The organism is Massilia sp. Root418 (assembly GCF_001425265.1).
Classification (GTDB): domain Bacteria; phylum Pseudomonadota; class Gammaproteobacteria; order Burkholderiales; family Burkholderiaceae_D; genus Rugamonas.
This window is the reverse complement of record NZ_LMEC01000022.1, coordinates 203907-219711: the sequence shown is the minus strand read 5'-3', so window position 1 is coordinate 219711 and position 15805 is coordinate 203907. Positions and strand designations below refer to the sequence as shown.

General features: G+C 65.4%; 12 protein-coding genes. 8 read left to right on the top strand and 4 right to left on the bottom strand.

Annotated features, from left to right (window positions below):
• From ASC94_RS21505 to ASC94_RS21480, 5 genes are all read left to right on the top strand, one after another.
• Complete coding sequence (locus ASC94_RS21505) at positions 1–816, top strand: DUF4123 domain-containing protein (protein ID WP_056400349.1); 816 nt, start codon at positions 1–3, stop codon at positions 814–816.
• A complete protein-coding gene (locus tag ASC94_RS21500; protein WP_056400347.1) occupies positions 813–1568 on the top strand; it encodes a DUF3304 domain-containing protein in 756 nt (251 codons plus the stop codon). The genes ASC94_RS21505 and ASC94_RS21500 overlap by 4 nt, the downstream gene beginning before the upstream one ends.
• Before the next feature lie 121 nt (positions 1569–1689).
• On the top strand, positions 1690–2445 hold the full coding sequence (locus tag ASC94_RS21495; RefSeq protein WP_082616732.1) for a DUF3304 domain-containing protein: 756 nt from the start codon (positions 1690–1692) through the stop codon (positions 2443–2445).
• The gene (locus tag ASC94_RS21485) at positions 2442–4592 is read left to right on the top strand and encodes a DUF2235 domain-containing protein (protein WP_082616731.1); all 2151 of its coding nucleotides are present in this window, start codon (positions 2442–2444) and stop codon (positions 4590–4592) included. Before ASC94_RS21495 ends, ASC94_RS21485 begins: the two co-directional genes overlap by 4 nt.
• Before the next feature lie 10 nt (positions 4593–4602).
• The gene (locus ASC94_RS21480) at positions 4603–5247 is read left to right on the top strand and encodes a hypothetical protein (protein WP_056400335.1); all 645 of its coding nucleotides are present in this window, start codon (positions 4603–4605) and stop codon (positions 5245–5247) included.
• On the opposite strand, the gene ASC94_RS21475 is transcribed toward ASC94_RS21480, so the two are convergent.
• Positions 5244–6182 carry a LysR substrate-binding domain-containing protein gene (locus tag ASC94_RS21475; protein ID WP_056400330.1) on the bottom strand — a complete coding sequence of 313 codons (939 nt, stop codon included), beginning with the start codon at positions 6180–6182 and terminating at the stop codon, positions 5244–5246. The genes ASC94_RS21480 and ASC94_RS21475 overlap by 4 nt on opposite strands.
• Before the next feature lie 53 nt (positions 6183–6235).
• Positions 6236–8380, bottom strand: coding sequence for a TonB-dependent siderophore receptor (locus tag ASC94_RS21470; protein WP_229417363.1), 2145 nt, complete (start codon positions 8378–8380; stop codon positions 6236–6238).
• A gap of 149 nt (positions 8381–8529) precedes the next feature.
• Here ASC94_RS21470 and ASC94_RS21465 point away from each other — a divergent pair, with 149 nt between their 5' ends.
• A complete protein-coding gene (locus ASC94_RS21465) occupies positions 8530–9636 on the top strand; it encodes a sensor histidine kinase (RefSeq protein ID WP_056400325.1) in 1107 nt (368 codons plus the stop codon).
• Positions 9633–10427: a LytTR family DNA-binding domain-containing protein gene (locus ASC94_RS21460; protein ID WP_056400322.1), complete on the top strand. Its 795-nt coding sequence runs from the start codon at positions 9633–9635 to the stop codon at positions 10425–10427. Before ASC94_RS21465 ends, ASC94_RS21460 begins: the two co-directional genes overlap by 4 nt.
• An 8-nt stretch (positions 10428–10435) precedes the next feature.
• Here ASC94_RS21460 and ASC94_RS21455 read toward each other — a convergent pair whose 3' ends face one another.
• Complete coding sequence (locus ASC94_RS21455; RefSeq protein ID WP_056400320.1) at positions 10436–11233, bottom strand: SDR family oxidoreductase; 798 nt, start codon at positions 11231–11233, stop codon at positions 10436–10438.
• Positions 11234–11325: 92 nt separating this feature from the next.
• On the opposite strand from ASC94_RS21455, the gene ASC94_RS21450 reads away from it, so the two are divergent.
• Positions 11326–12270, top strand: coding sequence for a GlxA family transcriptional regulator (locus ASC94_RS21450; protein ID WP_056400317.1), 945 nt, complete (start codon positions 11326–11328; stop codon positions 12268–12270).
• Here the strand turns inward: ASC94_RS21450 and ASC94_RS21445 are convergent.
• Complete coding sequence (locus tag ASC94_RS21445; RefSeq protein WP_056400312.1) at positions 12267–15773, bottom strand: response regulator; 3507 nt, start codon at positions 15771–15773, stop codon at positions 12267–12269. The genes ASC94_RS21450 and ASC94_RS21445 overlap by 4 nt on opposite strands.
• Positions 15774–15805 lie beyond the last annotated feature (32 nt).

The following is a 15805-nucleotide window of genomic DNA, read 5'->3' as shown; positions in this document are numbered from 1 at the left end:
ATGTTGATAGATAACTTCGAAGCTGATTGCCTGGAAAACTTGGAACGCTGGGTAAGTGACCTGAGCGAAGGCAGTTACCTGTACCTCTTGATCGATGGCGTATTTGTGCCGGGAATCCGGCATGCTTTCGCAGCAGCGTTACGTCACGGGCCTATATCTTTGCTATTCGAGACTTTACCGAGCTGTACGCATGAGACACAGGATGTCTCGCCGTTTATTCTGCGCTACGAGTCTGGCAATGAGTCGCTGCACAGGGTGCTGAAGGACTGCAGCGGCTGGCCCATGGTGAGTGCACTGGAGACTAGCGAAACACAAGAGCAGCTATTTGCGCGGCTGGCGGCGTGGTGTGTCGTTGAGAACGACGGGCAGAGGTTTAATCTCAGGTATCCCGACACGCGCCGGTTGCCGGGGATTTTTGGTGCGCTCAGCCTGGAGCAGCGCGGCCAACTGGCCGGTCCCGCCACGTGCTGGCGTTATATTGGCCGGGCTGGGAGCTGGCATGCGCTTGAAATTGAGGCGTCAGGAAACCCGGCAAAAGAACGGCCTCAGAAGCTCGATGACAGTCAGTTTGGCAAAATGGTCGACGATAATGCAGCAGACGAAGCTATTTCGCGGCTCAAATATCGCGGTTGTCCGATGCCAGGCACGCCGTCCCAAACTCATGCGATTGTTTCGCGGGCGCTGGCTTTGGCAAATGCCGAGGTGCTGGAGAGCGAGCAGCACCTTGATTGGTGTGGCGAGTGCCTTATGCGAGACGGTTTTGGCGACGATGAAGCGGCGCTGCTGGCACTGGCAAAGTGGCGTGCAGATCAATGAACGAAATGTCGATGAGACCATATTTTCCGGCGCTGGCGACGTGCCTGGCCGTGTTCCCTCTATTGGCGGGCTGCGGTAAGGGCACGGTCCCTGTCAGCATCCACGGCGTGAACTATACCGGGCAGACTTTTAGCTATGTCATTGAGGACCCTGCCAATAGCAAGAATATCGGCGGGGGTGAACTGATCGAACCTTTTAGCTCCGGTGGAACCATGTGTTGCTATGAGGTGCCATCGAAGTGGCGGCCCGGCATCCAGGTGCGAGTTACCGGCCGCCACTGGTTGCCGAAGAAGGACGATGGCAGTCTGCCAGAGATCGTTGAGACCAAGGTCGTAGAAGTACCTGAATATGTCGATGGCAAAGCAGGAGAGCTCTGGGTATTGCGTGAAGCGAACGGCGAGCTGAGCATCGTGTCGAGCGATTATCAGCCGAACCACGCAAAGTGGCCGGGCAAAGTAAAGGGCTGGCCCGTTCCTTCGCTTGAATATAGGCGCTCTCGATGGGATATCTCCATTGAGTATGAGGCCGGTGGTGTGCGGATGTACGAAGCCCTCCTGCGGGAAATGAAGTCGTCGCCGGATACAGGTGCAGAGGAATCATGGCGCTCTGCTCAGGAGCGTTGGCCCGAGTCCATTGTTGGCTTTACTGGACCGAATGATAAGCGATACCATGCATTCCTCATCCGGCGATACGAAGAGGGATTGCTCCGTTCTACCGACAAATTGCGTCGACTGAAGGCGCAGCGGCCATGAGCACAAGCGGTGCGTTGTCGTTCCGAACGCCACCTCGATCAGTGGAGGTGTGCCGGGCACCGAACGGTTTTGCCGACGATGATGCGGCGCTGTTGGCCCTAGCAAAGGGGCGTGCAGATCTATGAACGGAATATCGATGAAACTTTACTTTTCGGCGCTGGCGACATGCCTGGCGGTGATCCCTCTACTGGCAGGCTGCGCAAAGCCCACGGTCCCTGTGAGCATACACGGCGTGAATTATACCGAGCAGACTTTTAGCTATGTCATTGAGGACCCAGCCAATAGCAAGAATAGTGGTGGGGGTGAACTGATCGAACCTTTTAGCTCCGGTGGAACCATGTGCTGCTATGAGCTGCCATCGAAGTGGCGGCCCGGGATCCAAGTACGCATTATTGGCCGGCACTGGTTGCCAAAGAAGGCGGACGGCAGTCTGCCGGAAATCGTTGAGACCAAGGTGGTGGAAGTGCCTAGCTACGTCGATGGCAAAGCCGGTGAGCTCTGGGTATTACGTGAAGCGAACGGCGCGCTGAGCGTGGTGTCGAGCGATTATCAGCCGAACCACGTAAAGTGGCCGGGGAAGGTAAAGGGATGGCCCGTTCCTTCGCTTGCGTATCGCCGAGTAAAGTGGGACCAATACATAGAACATGAGAAGGGAGCGGTGGAGCTTAATGAGGAGCTTTTGCGGGAATTGCGCGAATCGCCGGTTACCCACGCTGAAGAAGCCTGGCAGCATGCGATAAAGTATGAGCCGAAGTCAATAGTCGGATTTTCGGGGCCGCAAGATAAACGTTATCACGCCTACCTGATGCGTGAATATCAGTCAGCTTTGGCCCGGTTCAAAGAGAGCCTCCGTAACATGCAGGAGCAGCGACCATGAGCATACAATTGTGCCCTATAGTTCCCAGTTCCTTTGATCGCGCGTCGAATTTCAACGAGTTCTTTAGCAAGAGTGATCGAGGAACAATTCGAAACGTGTTGGAACCCCGCGAATTGCCAATTAAGGGTGATGGTTGTAAAACGAACTTATTCTTTGGATTCTTCTTCGATGGTACCAAGAACAATTATGTGCAGGCTGAAGCTGGGAAGAATCATTCGAACGTCGCCCGCCTGTACGACTGCTATCCGGGCAGAGGCGTGCCGGGCGTACTGCCTGATAAATTGGACAAGGAAATGGTCATTCCAGGCCATGATCTCGGGCACTTTTTCAAAATCTATATCCCAGGTGTTGCCTCTCCATTTACGCAGGTGAATGACAGTGGTGAAGGGGCCGAGCAGACCCGTGGCGCGGCTGCTGGCTACAAGGGGGAAGCACGCATTCTGTGGGGCTTGATCCAAGCGATCAACAGTGTGCACAGCTACTTTTATAAGGCACCGCTTATACCCTCTGATGAAGCCAAGTACCTGCTCGGCCAGATTGCGCTGGAGCGCGAGCACCGGCGCCTGATGGCTAAACGCCATGTGTTCCAACCCAAAGGGCCTAATGACGAGAAGTACGGCAAAACCAGGCTTGAGTTCGAAAAAATACTGAAGCGCTTGCATTTGGCGGTCAAGCAGCATTGGCCGGACAAAAAGAGCGGCAGGCCCGCCAAAATTGCGCCAGCGGCAGTGAAAAAGATCTTCATTTCGATTTTTGGCTTCTCCCGAGGCGCCACCCAGGCGCGAGCTTTTACGAACTGGCTTATGGCTTTGTGCAAGCTTGATGCTGAGCTCTGCGGACGGGATGGTGCCATGACGCTGGGTGGCTTCGAAGTGGCGTTCGATTTCCTCGGGCTGTTTGACACGGTCGCCTCCATCGGTGCTGGCAATACCTTGGGCAACAGCCTTCTCGGCAAGCTTTTTGATGGCCACGGCGCCTGGGCCGATGCTGACCAAAGCCTGCGAATTCCGGAAGGCATACGCTGCGTACATTTGGTCGCCGCCCACGAGATCCGGCGTAGTTTTCCCCTGGATTCCATCGCGGTGGGTGATGCCATGCCTGCCGGGTGCGATGAGATTGTTATCCCCGGCGTGCATTCGGATCTCGGCTGCGGTTACTGTCCGAAGGAGCAAGGACGGGGCACCGACCCGATGGGTGGCGACATGCTGGCCAGGATTCCACTGCTGTACATGTACCGCGAAGCGCGCTTGGCCGGTGTGCCGCTCAAACTTGAATTCGCAAGCGATGTCGCCAAGGCGCGTTTTACGGTTGATCCCAAAACCATTCAAGCCTTGAACGCCTATCTGGCCAGCTGCAAAGTGAAGCAAGGCTCGCTCACAGCCATCATGCGGGAGCAGGGAAAGCATCATATTTTGTGGCATAAAGCCCGCCGCGCGACTGGCAAAGCACCGCGCGAGCAGAGCGCCAGTTTCCTGCGCGCGAGTAACTTCGACAAGAACGATTTGCACAGTGCGAATCTGGAGTTTGAACAAGAGATCGCGGCGTTTGACGCTTGGCGTAAAGAGCAGGGTAAAGGGTTCAAGCCTAAGCCTCAGGCGCCCGGCTTTGACAACGAGCATGAGAACGAATGGGAGGAAATCGCAACATGGTGGGACAGCGCGCCACCGTTGCCGGCTTCCACGCTCAGCTTCTTCGACGACTACGTGCATGACTCCAGGGCATGGTTCAAGCTCATTCCCGGCAATCCGGACAATGAGCCGGAGCTGAAGAAGAAGCTTGCCGCCTGGGAGAAGACTCGCAAGCGCGTCGCGGAGTACAACGAGCGGGAATCAAAGCTTGCAGCCGACAATCAGGCCTTAATGACGAGGATGTATGGCAGGAGGTCAGGCGTTGGCTACCAACCGTTTCAGCCAATGAAAGATGGCTTGACGGATGATCAGCGCCGCGTCGCTGCGGAATACGCGAAGACGCAGCAGACGCCTCGCATGCTGACAGTTGGACGGGAACCGTTTGACTCGAGTTGGGATAGCTACGGGCTCTCCGGGCGGGCTGGCTATCTGCGATTCAGGAAAATTTACGCGGGTCGTGACAGCGTTTTGATTTCCAAAGCGACGGTGCCGAAAGCAAGCGAGCAGGCATTGGCGTGAACTAACAAATATGGCGATTCCACTGCAGCACGTCGTAAAGCTCCTGTTGCTGGGTACGTGCGCTACGGGCGCCGCGTGCGCGCAAAGCCAGCCCAGGGCTGCCACCCCGCAGGAGGTGCGCGAGGCGAGCGGCCGGCTGGCGGCTGTGCTGCAAAAGCAGCCGGATTTGCTGGAGGACCCGATCGCCTCAGCCACCGTGGAGAAGAAGGTTTTCTGGTCCGGCGCCGCTGGGGGCCACGCGCCGCTGCTGCTGTTGCCGGCCCGGGTGCGCTACAAGGGCACCACCAATTCCTATTGCCGCCTGGTGACGGCGTCGGCGGACCTGAAGGAGCTGACGGTAGTGAGTCTGCCACCGCAAGCTAATTTCGATGATTGCGCCGGCGCGGCCGACACCCGCTATGTCGACCTGAACGGCGACGGCCTGCTGGACGTGGTGCATGCCTTGCGGGTGCAGTCGAACGCGGCGCCGGCCCAGGTGGCCGTGCCGCTGGTCTACCTGTCCGGCGCACCGGGCGCGGGCTACTGCTATTCGGATGCCGCCAGCCGGCAGTTGCGGCCGGAGGACTTGAAGTCGGCGGACAGCGTCGCCAAGGCACTGGAGGCTGCCCGCAAGCGGCTCGGCATCGCGCGCTTTGAGTGCGCGCCCGCCGGCTAGGCGCTGGCGCAGCCGGCCTGCGCCAGCGCCTGCGACGTAAGCGCTGCCTGTTGCAGCAGCCAGTCGCGGAACACTGCCACTTCCGCGCGCTGCTGGCCGGGCGCCGCCATCAGCCAGTAGCGGTAGTCGTCCACGTGCAGGCTTTTGTCCATGCGCGCGACCAGGCGGCCGTCGCTGAGCATGGGCAGCAGCAGCGGCAGCCGTCCCACGGCCACGCCATGCCCGCCGGCGGCGGCGTGGATCAGCTGGTCGTAATGGTTGAAGTGCAGCCGCCCTTTGGGCTTGCGCTGCCCCAGTCCCTGCTCCCTGAGCCAGTATTCCCAGTGCAGCCATGGCCCGACCTTGTCGTCCAGGTCCAGCAGCACGTGTTCCAGCAGCGCGTCCGGCCGGCTGAAGGCGCTGGCTGCCACCGCCGGACTGGCCACCGGCGCTACCGCCTCGTCGAATAGCGGCAGCCCGCCTTGCGTCGCATGCGAGGCGGGGCTGTAGCGGATGGCGAGGTCGATGCCGTCGCGTTCCAGGTCCAGCACCCGGTTGCTGGTCGCCACGCGTACGTCGATGTGCGGATACGCGGTCTGGAACTCGCCCAGCCGTGGCAGCAGCCACAGCGACGCCACACCCATGCTGGCCGACACGGTCACCGGCCGGACGTGAGTGTCTTCACGCAGCGATTCGGCCAGGTCCAACAGCCGGTCCATCCACGGCGAGGCAAGCTGGAACAGCTGCTCGCCCGCCGCCGTGAGCGCGATGCTGCGGTTGCTGCGCGTGAACAGCGGCGTGCCGAGGCGTTCCTCCAGGGTCTGGATCTGGCGGCTGACCGCGGACTGCGTCAGGCACAGATCGTCCGCCGCCGCAGTGATGCTCATGCGCCGCGCTGCGGCGACAAAGCCGCGCAGCGCGTCCAGCGGTGGCAGGGAAACGAGGCGGTTCTGCATGGCGGCTCCGGCAAGGCGATACATGATTCTAGCGCATGGATCGCGTGCCGTTGCTACAGCGGCGCCTCGTACTGCAGGCGTACGCCGCCGGCGGTCGGTGCCACGGTGCTGCGCGCGGTACTGCCGGCGGCGTCCGCGTAATACTGCGCGCTGCGGCGGTCCTGGCGCAGCGCATTGGCCACGGACAGGCGCAGCTGGCTGGCTTTGCCGGTTTTCCACAGCGCGTACACGTCCAGCGTGCGCACCGGGCCGGCGTCGCTGCTCAGGGCGGGCGTGATGCGGGCCGGGCCGCCGCCCAGGTAGTTGAAGTTGAAGCCCGTGGTCCATGCCGCCGTCAAGCGGTAGTCCAGGCCGAGGTTGGCCGTGAGCGGCGTCTGCTCGGCCAGCCGGTTGTGCGGCCCCGGCACGCTGTCCAGGCGGGACCAGTTGCGGCTGGCGTTGGCGCGCAGGTCGATGGCGGGCGCGCCCGGATATAGCGCGGCCAGCGGCAGCTTCGCGTCGAATTCCAGGCCATGCGATTCGGCGCGGCCGCCGTTGGCAAAGGTGCTGACCCAGGTGGCGCCGTCCTGGAACAGGCGCTGTACCGTCACGCCACTGATGCGGCGCGCGTACGCGGACACGCTCACCACCCCGCCCTTCCCGAAGTACGATTCGTAGCCGGCATCCACGGCCCACGCGAGTTCCGGCCGCAGGTCAGGGTTGCCTTCCACGTCCGGGTTGGTGGGGCCGTTGCCGTTGTTGATGGTGTAGCGGCGCGGCACCAGGTTGCGCGTCAGCGGCGCCTTGTAGGTACGGGACAGGGCAAGCCGCAGCTGGTCGCGTTCGCGCCCGGGCAGCTTCCACAGCATTTGCAGCACCGGGCTCCAGACGCTGGAGCCGCTTTGCGCGCGCGCCATGGCGCGGCCCACGGTGGCGGTGTCCAGGCTTTCCCAGCGCAGGCCCAGGTAGGCTTGCAGGCGCGGCGTCACGTCCCATTCGTCCTGCGCGTACACGGCAAGGCGCTTCACGTCCGCCGTGTAGTCCTGGTCCAGCGTGTAGAGCGGCGCGCCCTGGGGCGTGTTGTCGCGCTGCAGCCGGGTCTCGCGGCGGCGCGTCAGGCTGCCGTCCCAGCCGGCGCCGAAGCTGTGGCCGGGCCACAGCGGCGTAAGGTACTTGCCGCTGCTGGCGGCGCTGTTGTCGCTGGCGCTGGAGGTCACTTTGCGCACCAGCCACGGCACGCCGGCCGCGTCGGCGCCATGGAAGGCATAGTCGATGTCGCGCTGGTTGATGGCGATGCCCGCCTTGACGGTGAGTTTGCCGTCCCCGCCCGTTCGGTGGGCCCAGCTGGCGTCGCTGCGCAGCGCGTCGTTATGGATGCGGGAGCGGTAGCTGCTGATGGGCGAGCGCGTCGCGCTGCCCTGCAACGTGGTTTCGCGCGCGCCGCCGTGGTTGTCGATCCGCGCCACGTCGACCAGGCTTTGCCAGGACAGGGTGTCGCCGCTGTCCAGCGTCCAGTTCAGGCGCGGCGCCAGGCTGGCTTTGGCGATGCTGCCGAGGTAGCGTTCGTCGAATAGGCGGCGCGTGCCAACCTGCCCGCTCCCGTCGGCCAGCGTTTCGCTGATCCGCGCGCCGTTGTCGTAGCCCGTGCGCGAGAGGGTGCCCGCCAGCGCGTAGGCGTAGCCTCCGTCGCGGCCGGACAGCTGCATGGTGGCGCTGGGATTCCAGCGCTGGTCATGTTCGGCTTGCAGCTTCAGGTCGCGCTGGGCGCGGCTGGCGCCTTTCCTGAGCACGATGTTGACGCTGCCCGCCACCGCCTGTGCACTGAACTCCGCCGAGGTGGTGCGCATGATCTCGATGCGTTCGATCAGTTCCGGCGCCAGGGTATCGATGGCAAAGCCCGGCGGTGCCGGGTCGCCGTTGATGAGGATTTGCGTGTAGCCCGCGCCCAGGCCCCGCATGCGCACTTCGCTGCCCGCCATCGACAGTCCGGGCAGCCGTTTCAGCACGCCGGACAGGGCGTTGTCGCCGAACTGCAGCAGCTCGTCCCGCCCCACGACGATTTTGCCCGCCGTGTCGTTGCGGCGCAGGTTCCCGGCACCGGGGCCGGCCACTTCCACGCGCGCCATTTCCGGGCTTGGTGCTGGATCAGCTACAGCGTATGCGCTGGCGTGGAGCGCACCGGCCAGGGCGCAGAATTGGAAGCGGCGGGACTTGTTCATGTGCAGCGCGGGTGTGGTTGATCGAGGATGCGAGTGTAGTGACGCCGCCGCCTGCTCGCCTCCGCCATGTGACGAAGCCGCCCGGGCGCGGGACGAATTGTGTCCGCGCACCGCCATGCCGCTGCCTGCTGCCGGTATACTTCAGGCCTATGAATTCCTGTCTCTACGCCATCCGGGTGCTGGCGATCAACGCCGTCCTGTGGACCACCTTGTGTGCGCTAGGCGCGCTTGGCAGTTATGGCGACGGCCTGCGCGAAGGCATGACGCGGTCGTACGCCGTGCCGCTCTGGAACTGGTGCAGCACGCACCTGCTGCTGATGGTGTTCAGCAGCGGCATGTACCTGCTGTTCTCGCGCTACGCAGCGCTGCTGGGCCGGGTGCGCAGCATCGCCGCCGTGTACGCACTGGTGCTGCTGCTGTTCGTGCCGCTGGAGCTGGCCTATGTCGGCGCCGTGTACGCGGTGCGGGGCGGCGCGGAGCTGTCGCTGCCGAGCGTATGGGCCGCCGTGCAGCGCCTGCACAACTTTGACCTGTTCATGGAACTGGCATGGACCAGCTTCACCTACATCGCCGTGGTGGCGGTATGCGCCTGGCAGCAGGGCCGCGCGCGCGAGCAGGCGTGGCGGCAGGCGCAGACCGATAACCTGTCGCTGCGCCTGGAGCTGGAACAGCAGCGCCTCCTGGCGCTGCGCAGCCAGCTGGAGCCGCACTTCATCTTCAATGCGCTCAACGCCATCAGTGCGCTGGTGCGCTCGGACGATAAGCGCGTGGCGCTGACCGGCATCAGCCGCCTGAGCGACTTGCTGCGCTATGCGCTGGCCGCCAGTTCGCGCGACTGGGTGAGTGTGGCCGATGAACTGCAGTTCGTGCGCGACTATCTGGATCTGCAGCGCCTGCGCTATGGCGAGCGCCTTCGCGTCAGCATCGAAGGCGGCCATGGCGCCGTGCTGGGCGCGGACTGCCCGCCCCTGCTGCTGCAGCCGCTGGTGGAGAACGCGCTGCGCCACGATCTGGATTGCCACGACGGTGTCAGCGATATACGCCTGGAGCTGGCGCGCGAGGGCGAGCAGCTGCTGATACGCATCAGTAATCCGCTGGCCCATGCGGCGTCGCCGAATCCGGGACTGGGGCTGGGTTTGCGCAGCACGCAGGCACGCTTGCAGATGGCGGCGGGCAGTGCTGCCTCGCTGAGCACGCGGCGCGACGCTGGCCGTTTTGTGGCCGAAGTGCGCATGCCGCTGGAGCGCGCCGCATGACGCCGGTACGGGCGTTGATTGTGGACGACGAGGAGCCGGGCCGCATCAACCTGCGCTTTGCTCTGGCCGACCATCCGCAGTGGCAGGTGGTGACTGAATGCGCCGGCGCCGCAGCCGCGCGGGCCGCCCTGGCGCAGGCCGATATCGATGTGGTGTTCCTGGATATCCAGATGCCGAACGAGTCCGGCCTGGTGCTGGCGCGCGAACTGGCGCAGCGGCAGGAGCCGCCGCTGATCGTGTTCGTCACCGCCTACAACGTCTACGCGGTGGAGGCCTTCGAGGTGCATGCGCTGGACTACCTGCTCAAGCCCTTCGACGACCAGCGCTTTGCGCAAACGGTGGAGCGCGCTCAGGCCATGCTGGCGCAGCGCCAGCGCGCCAACTACGGCGCGGCTTTGCGGGCCTATGCGCAGCATACCGCGCAGGCGCCGGCGCACGCAGAGCAGCCGCCAGCCTATTGGCAGCAGCTCAGCGTGCGTTCTGTCGGCCGCATCGAATGTGTGCAGCTGGAGGAAGTGCTGTGGATGGAGGCGGCCGGCAACTATGTCGAGCTGCACCTGGCCTCGCGCCGCGTGCTGCACCGGGTGACGCTGAGCCGCCTGGAGCAGCACCTGAACCCGGCCTGCTTCCTGCGCGTGCACCGCAGCGCTATCGTGCGCGTCGGCCAGATCGCCAGGCTGGACGCGCAAGGCGACGGCAGTTACCAGGCGGAGCTGCGCTGCGGGGACATCGTGCCCGTCAGCGACCGCCACCTGGCCGCCGTCAAGGCCAGGCTGGGTGCCTGGGGCTAAGCTGCGGCTTAGGCGGTATAACGCGCGGCGGGCTTGCTGCGCGAGAGATTCGGGCCCATGGCCAGGCGGGCGGCTTCGAACTTGTCCCAGTCGGCGCGGTCCGGCAGCGACGGGATGGTCACCACTTCGCCCAGGTCCAGTCCGGCCAGTGCCGCGTCCACCAGGTCGTTCACGTTCATGACGATCTCGCCCGGCAGGTGGGCCACCGGCACGCCGGCATGGTCCCAGAACTCCGTGCCGGTGGCGCCCGGCAGCACGGCCTGCACGCGCACCCCTTTCGCGCCCAGCTCGTGCTGGAGCGACTGCGTGAACGCCAGCACATAGGCCTTGCTGCCGCCGTAGGTGCCGTTCAGCACTTCCGGCGCCACCGCAACGATGGAGGAAATGTTGATGATGGTGCCACGGCCGCGCGCGGCGAAGGCCGGCGCCACGGCGTGCGTGAGGCGAGTGAGCGCGTGCACGTTCAGGAAGATCATGCGGTCCAGGTCTGCCTGCTTCGAATCGACCAGCGGCGCGGTGGCGCCCAGGCCGGCGTTATTCACCAGCATGGTGATGCCGGCGTCGTTCGCCAGGCGCTCCTGCACCAGCGCCAGGCCAGACTCCTGCGACAGGTCGGCGGCGAGGATCTCCACCTTGCGGCCGGTGGCGGCGGCGACCCCGGTGGCGACAGCCTGCAGGCGCTCGCGGTTGCGGGCGACCAGGATCAGGTCGTAGCCGCGCTCGGCCAGGCGCTGCGCGTAGCGCGCGCCGATGCCGGTGGAGGCGCCGGTGATGAGGGCAATGCCGGGATGTGCGGTGGTGTTCATGGTTGCTGTCCTTGAGAGTTGGTTGACAAGGGCAGTGTATGCGCCTAGATTGAGTCCCGTATGCCATATATACCTCATTTTGGGACATCATCATGACACGCAAAATAGGGCTGATGCTCTTCCCCCGCTTCCAGGTGCTGGATCTGGCGGTCACCACCGTGTTCGAAGTGGCCAATGAGCTCAAGGGCGAAAGCTGTTACCGGATGGTGCTGCTGTCCGAGCATGGCGGCGCGGTGGCCAGCTCCTCCGGCGTGCCGGTGATGACGGAGCCGTTCGACGGCCACAGCTTCGACACGGTGATGGTGGCCGGTTCCATGGAGCTGATCGTCTCGACGCCCGGCTTTGTCGACTTCCTGCGTTCGGCCAGCGCGCTGTCGCGCCGCACGGCGGGTATCTGTACCGGCGCCTTCTTCCTGGCCGAAGCGGGCCTGCTGGACGGGCGGCGCGCCACCACCCACTGGGGCCAGGCGCGCGCGCTGCAGCGCATGTATCCCAAGGTAAAGGTGGAGGAAGACCGCATCTTCATCCATGACGGCCGCGTCTGGACTTCGGCCGGCATGACCGCCTGCATCGACCTGTCGCTGGCGATGGTGGAGGCCGACCATGGCGTGGAGCTGGCCAAGGCGGTGGCGCGCAAGATGGTGGTGTACCACCGCCGCAGCGGCGGCCAGTCGCAGTTCTCGGCGCTGCTGGAGCTGGAGCCGAAATCGGACCGTATCCAGGTGGCGCTCACCTACGCCAAGAGCAACCTGCAAAAGCCGCTGTCGGTGGACGAACTGGCCGACGCGGCGCACCTGAGCAGGCGGCAGTTCAGCCGCACCTTCCGTGTCGAGACAGGGCAGTCGCCGGCGCGCGCGGTGGAGGTGCTGCGGGTGGAGGCGGCGCGCGCGCTGATCGAGGCGGGCAACCTGTCCATCGACGTGGTGGCGCGCGAGACCGGCTTCGCCGACCCGGAACGCATGCGGCGCGCCTTCCTGCGCGCCTATGGCCAGCCGCCGCAGGCCATCAAGCGTGCCGCGCGCGGGCAGCAGGGCTAGCGGTCGGTCCGCTCCAGCCAGTCTGCCGCATCGCGCAGGGTGGCGTCCAGCACGCTGCGCACCTCGGCCAGGCGCGCCGGAAGTTCGGCCGCGCGCTGCTGCGCGATGGCGCTTTCGGCTTCCAGCGTGACGCGGACCAGGCGCTTGGCCCCCAGCACGCCAATAGCGCCGCGCATGCCGTGCAGCACCCGCGCAGCGTCCGCCGGACGGCCTTCCTGCAGGGCGGCCTCGGCGTCGTCCATCGGCTGCATGCCGCCGGCCAGCGCGCCGCGCACCATCTTGAACATCACCTCGCGTCCTTTCGGGTCCTTGCCCATCACGCGCATCAGGCTGTCCATGCTGAACAGCGGCTCCGCGCTGTCCCCGGCCTGTTCCGGCACGGGCGCTGGCGCAGCAAGGGCCGGCGGCAACGCAGCGGCAGCCGGCCCTGCCGCGCCGGCGCGCGCGCCGGGCAGGTGGCGCTGTATTACCGCCATCATTTCCTCCACCACCACCGGCTTGGGAATGAAGTCGGTGATGCCGGCTTCCAGGCAGCGGTCCCGTTCCGAGGCCAGCACGCCGGCGGTCATGGCGATCACGGGCAGGGTCAGCTTGAACTCGCGGCGCAGCATGGCGGTGGCGCTGAAGCCGTCCATCACCGGCATCTGCATGTCCATCAGGACGATGTCGTAGCGGTCCGCATGGTCGCGCAGGATGTCCACCGCCTGCTGGCCGTCGCCCACCACGTCCAGCGTGGCGCCGGCCAGCTCGAGGATACCGCGCGCCACCGCCTGGTTCAGCAGGTTGTCCTCGACCAGCAGGAAGTGGCGGCCGGCCAGGCGTCCGGCGATGCCTTCGGCCTGCGCGGCGCTTTCTTCGCCGCCCTTGGCCGCCAGGGCCTGGTGCAGCGCGTCGAACAGGCTGGAGCTGGTGATGGGCTTGACCAGCACCACATCCGCCTCCGGTGCGCTGGAAATCTCCTCCAGCTGGTCACGCGCGAAGGCGTTCACCATGACCACGATGGGCTGCGCGTCCTGTCCGGCCGCGTCGCGCACCGCCCGCGCGATGGCCACGCCGTCCACGCCCGGCATATGCCAGTCGGCCAGCACCACGTCGTACGGCTGGCCGTTCTGGCGCTGCGCGCGGAAGCGCGCCACCGCTTCGGCGCCGCTGGCCGCCTCGTCGGCCTTCCAGCCCCAGGCCCGTACCAGCTTGCCCACCAGGTCGCGCGTGGTGCCGCTGTCGTCCGCCACCAGCAGGCGCAGGTCGCCCAGCGCGGGCTGGCGCCGCGGCGCCGCCGGCAGCACCGTGAACGGCAGGCTGAACCAGAAGCGGCTGCCCTTGCCCTCCACGCTGTGCACCGATACCTTGCCGCCCATGAGCTCGATCAGCCGGCGCGTGATGGCCAGTCCCAGTCCGGTGCCGCCGAAGCGCCGCGTAATGCTCTCGTCGCCCTGCGAGAAGGCGCCGAACAGGTGCCCCAGCTGCGCTTCGCTGATGCCGATGCCGGTGTCGCTGACGTCGAAGCGCAGGATGGCGCGCTTGTCCTGCGTCCCGGCGGCCGCCGGCTGCTCCACGCTGACCCGCACCACCACCTCGCCCTGCTGCGTGAACTTGACGGCGTTGCCGGCCAGGTTCACCAGGATCTGCTGCAGCCGCAGGGCGTCGCCGTGCAGCAGGCGCGGCACATCCGGTTCCACCGCGATGGCCAGTTCCAGCTCCTTCTCGCCGGCGTTCATGGTCATGGTGGTGGCCAGGGTGCTCATCACCTCGTCCAGGTCGAAATCGGTGGGCGCCAGTTCCATGCGGCGCGCCTCGATCTTGGAGAAGTCCAGCACGTCGTTCAGGATGGCCAGCAGGGTGCGGCCCGAGGACTGCACCATGTTGAGGAATTTGCGCTGCTGCGCCGTCAGCGGCGTATTGCCGAGCAGGTAGGCCATGCCCAGCACGGCGTTCATGGGGGTGCGGATCTCATGGCTCATATTGGCCACGAAGTCGCTCTTGGCGCGGTTGGCCGCCTCGGCGCGGTCGCGCGCCTGCTCCAGTTCCGCCGCGCGCGCCTCCAGTTCCAGCTGCAGGCGATGCCGCTCGGTGATATCGGCGATCATGGCCAGCACCTTCTTGGCGCCCTCGCCGGTCTGGATCGCGCTCAGGTTAATCTCGACCGGGAAGCTGCTGCCGTCCTTGCGCTGGCCGAACAGCTGGCGCCCGCCGCCCATGCGCACCGGCTCGGGCGTGAGCCGCGTGGCAGAGAAGCCTTCCCGCAGACGCACGTGCCCCTCGCGCTCCAGCGCGGGCAGCAGTGTTTCCACCGGCTGCCCCAGCACTTCCCGGCGCTCGAAGCCGAAATAACGTTCGGCCTGGCGGTTGAAGGTTTCGATGCGGCCGTCCGCGTCCACCACCACGAAGGCGTTGGGCGCCAGTTCGATCAGGTCCTGCAGGCGCGAGTCGGCCGCCAGGCGCTCCTGCATCAGGGCGTTGAAGGCTGTCGCCAGCGCGCCGATTTCATCTTCCGTCCTGACCGCGATCGGCGTGTAGTCGCTGGCGTTGCCGCGCATGCGTTCAATGGCGCCGCGCAGCTGCGCCAGGGGCGACATCAGCCGCATGGTGAGCCAGCCGATCAGCGCGGCGGCCGCCAGCGAGGCCAGGCAGCTCCACGCGGCCAGCCGGAACAGCATGCCCTCGAACGGCTCGAAGGCTTCCTCCACCGGGAGCGAGGCGGCCAGCACCCAGTCCACCGAGCGCAGGGTCTTGAAGCTGTTGAGCGCGCGCAGGCCCACGCTGTTGGTGCTGATGACGGTGCCTTCGAAGCCCTCGTACAGGGCACGGGTGGTGGCCGGGTTGGCGTTCGGCGGGCGCGGCTTGAGCAGGCGGTTCAGATCGGGATACAGCACGTACAGCGGCACCTCGGAGCGCGTCACGGCGAAGTAGTAGCCGGTGCGGCCGACCTTGGCGGTGCGCAGGTGGCCCAGCACATTGTCCTTGTACAGGCGCAGCACCCCGATCAGCACTGCCCGCACTTCGCCTTTGTGGTCCAGCACCGGGGCCGCCATCTGCACGATGGGCTGCTTGCCGGCGCGGCCGACCACCGGTTCGGCGATCAAGGGCTGGCGCGTGGCCATCACGCGCTTGAAGTAGGCGCGGTCGCTGGCGTCCACGCCCACCCGGCCCGGTACCACCGGCAAGTCGGCGATCACGCGGCCTTGCGGGTCGAGCACCAGCACGTCGTCGAACAGGGACAGCACGGCGCGGTCGGCGTAGTAGGCGCGCAGTGCGTCGCGCTCGCCGGCGATGTCCAGCGGCTGATTCTTGGCTGACAGGGCGATAATCCCCAGCAGCATATTGAGCTTGTCGTCCAGCTCCTCGGCGGTGCGGTTGATCAAGGCGGTCTGCTGGGCGAACAGCACGCGCGTGAAGTCCGCTTCCATGCGCTGCATCTGCAATACCGTCACCAGCAGCACGATCACGACGGAGGTGATGCTGGTGGCCAGCGCAACCTTGACTTTGATGCCGAGAGGTTTCATGTCTACCTTGATGGGGGAGGCTGGGGAATTCT

Excerpts from the sequence above, each read along its gene's own strand:
- ASC94_RS21500 (WP_056400347.1), top strand. The coding sequence starts at position 813 with ATGAACGAAATGTCGATGAGACCATATTTTCCGGCGCTGGCGACGTGC.
- ASC94_RS21460 (WP_056400322.1), top strand. The coding sequence starts at position 9,633 with ATGACGCCGGTACGGGCGTTGATTGTGGACGACGAGGAGCCGGGCCGC.
- ASC94_RS21480 (WP_056400335.1), top strand. The coding sequence starts at position 4,603 with ATGGCGATTCCACTGCAGCACGTCGTAAAGCTCCTGTTGCTGGGTACG.
- ASC94_RS21450 (WP_056400317.1), top strand. The coding sequence starts at position 11,326 with ATGACACGCAAAATAGGGCTGATGCTCTTCCCCCGCTTCCAGGTGCTG.
- ASC94_RS21465 (WP_056400325.1), top strand. The coding sequence starts at position 8,530 with ATGAATTCCTGTCTCTACGCCATCCGGGTGCTGGCGATCAACGCCGTC.
- ASC94_RS21475 (WP_056400330.1), bottom strand. The coding sequence starts at position 6,182 with ATGCAGAACCGCCTCGTTTCCCTGCCACCGCTGGACGCGCTGCGCGGC.
- ASC94_RS21495 (WP_082616732.1), top strand. The coding sequence starts at position 1,690 with ATGAACGGAATATCGATGAAACTTTACTTTTCGGCGCTGGCGACATGC.
- ASC94_RS21470 (WP_229417363.1), bottom strand. The coding sequence starts at position 8,380 with ATGAACAAGTCCCGCCGCTTCCAATTCTGCGCCCTGGCCGGTGCGCTC.
- ASC94_RS21485 (WP_082616731.1), top strand. The coding sequence starts at position 2,442 with ATGAGCATACAATTGTGCCCTATAGTTCCCAGTTCCTTTGATCGCGCG.
- ASC94_RS21445 (WP_056400312.1), bottom strand. The coding sequence starts at position 15,773 with ATGAAACCTCTCGGCATCAAAGTCAAGGTTGCGCTGGCCACCAGCATC.
- ASC94_RS21455 (WP_056400320.1), bottom strand. The coding sequence starts at position 11,233 with ATGAACACCACCGCACATCCCGGCATTGCCCTCATCACCGGCGCCTCC.
- ASC94_RS21505 (WP_056400349.1), top strand. The coding sequence starts at position 1 with ATGTTGATAGATAACTTCGAAGCTGATTGCCTGGAAAACTTGGAACGC.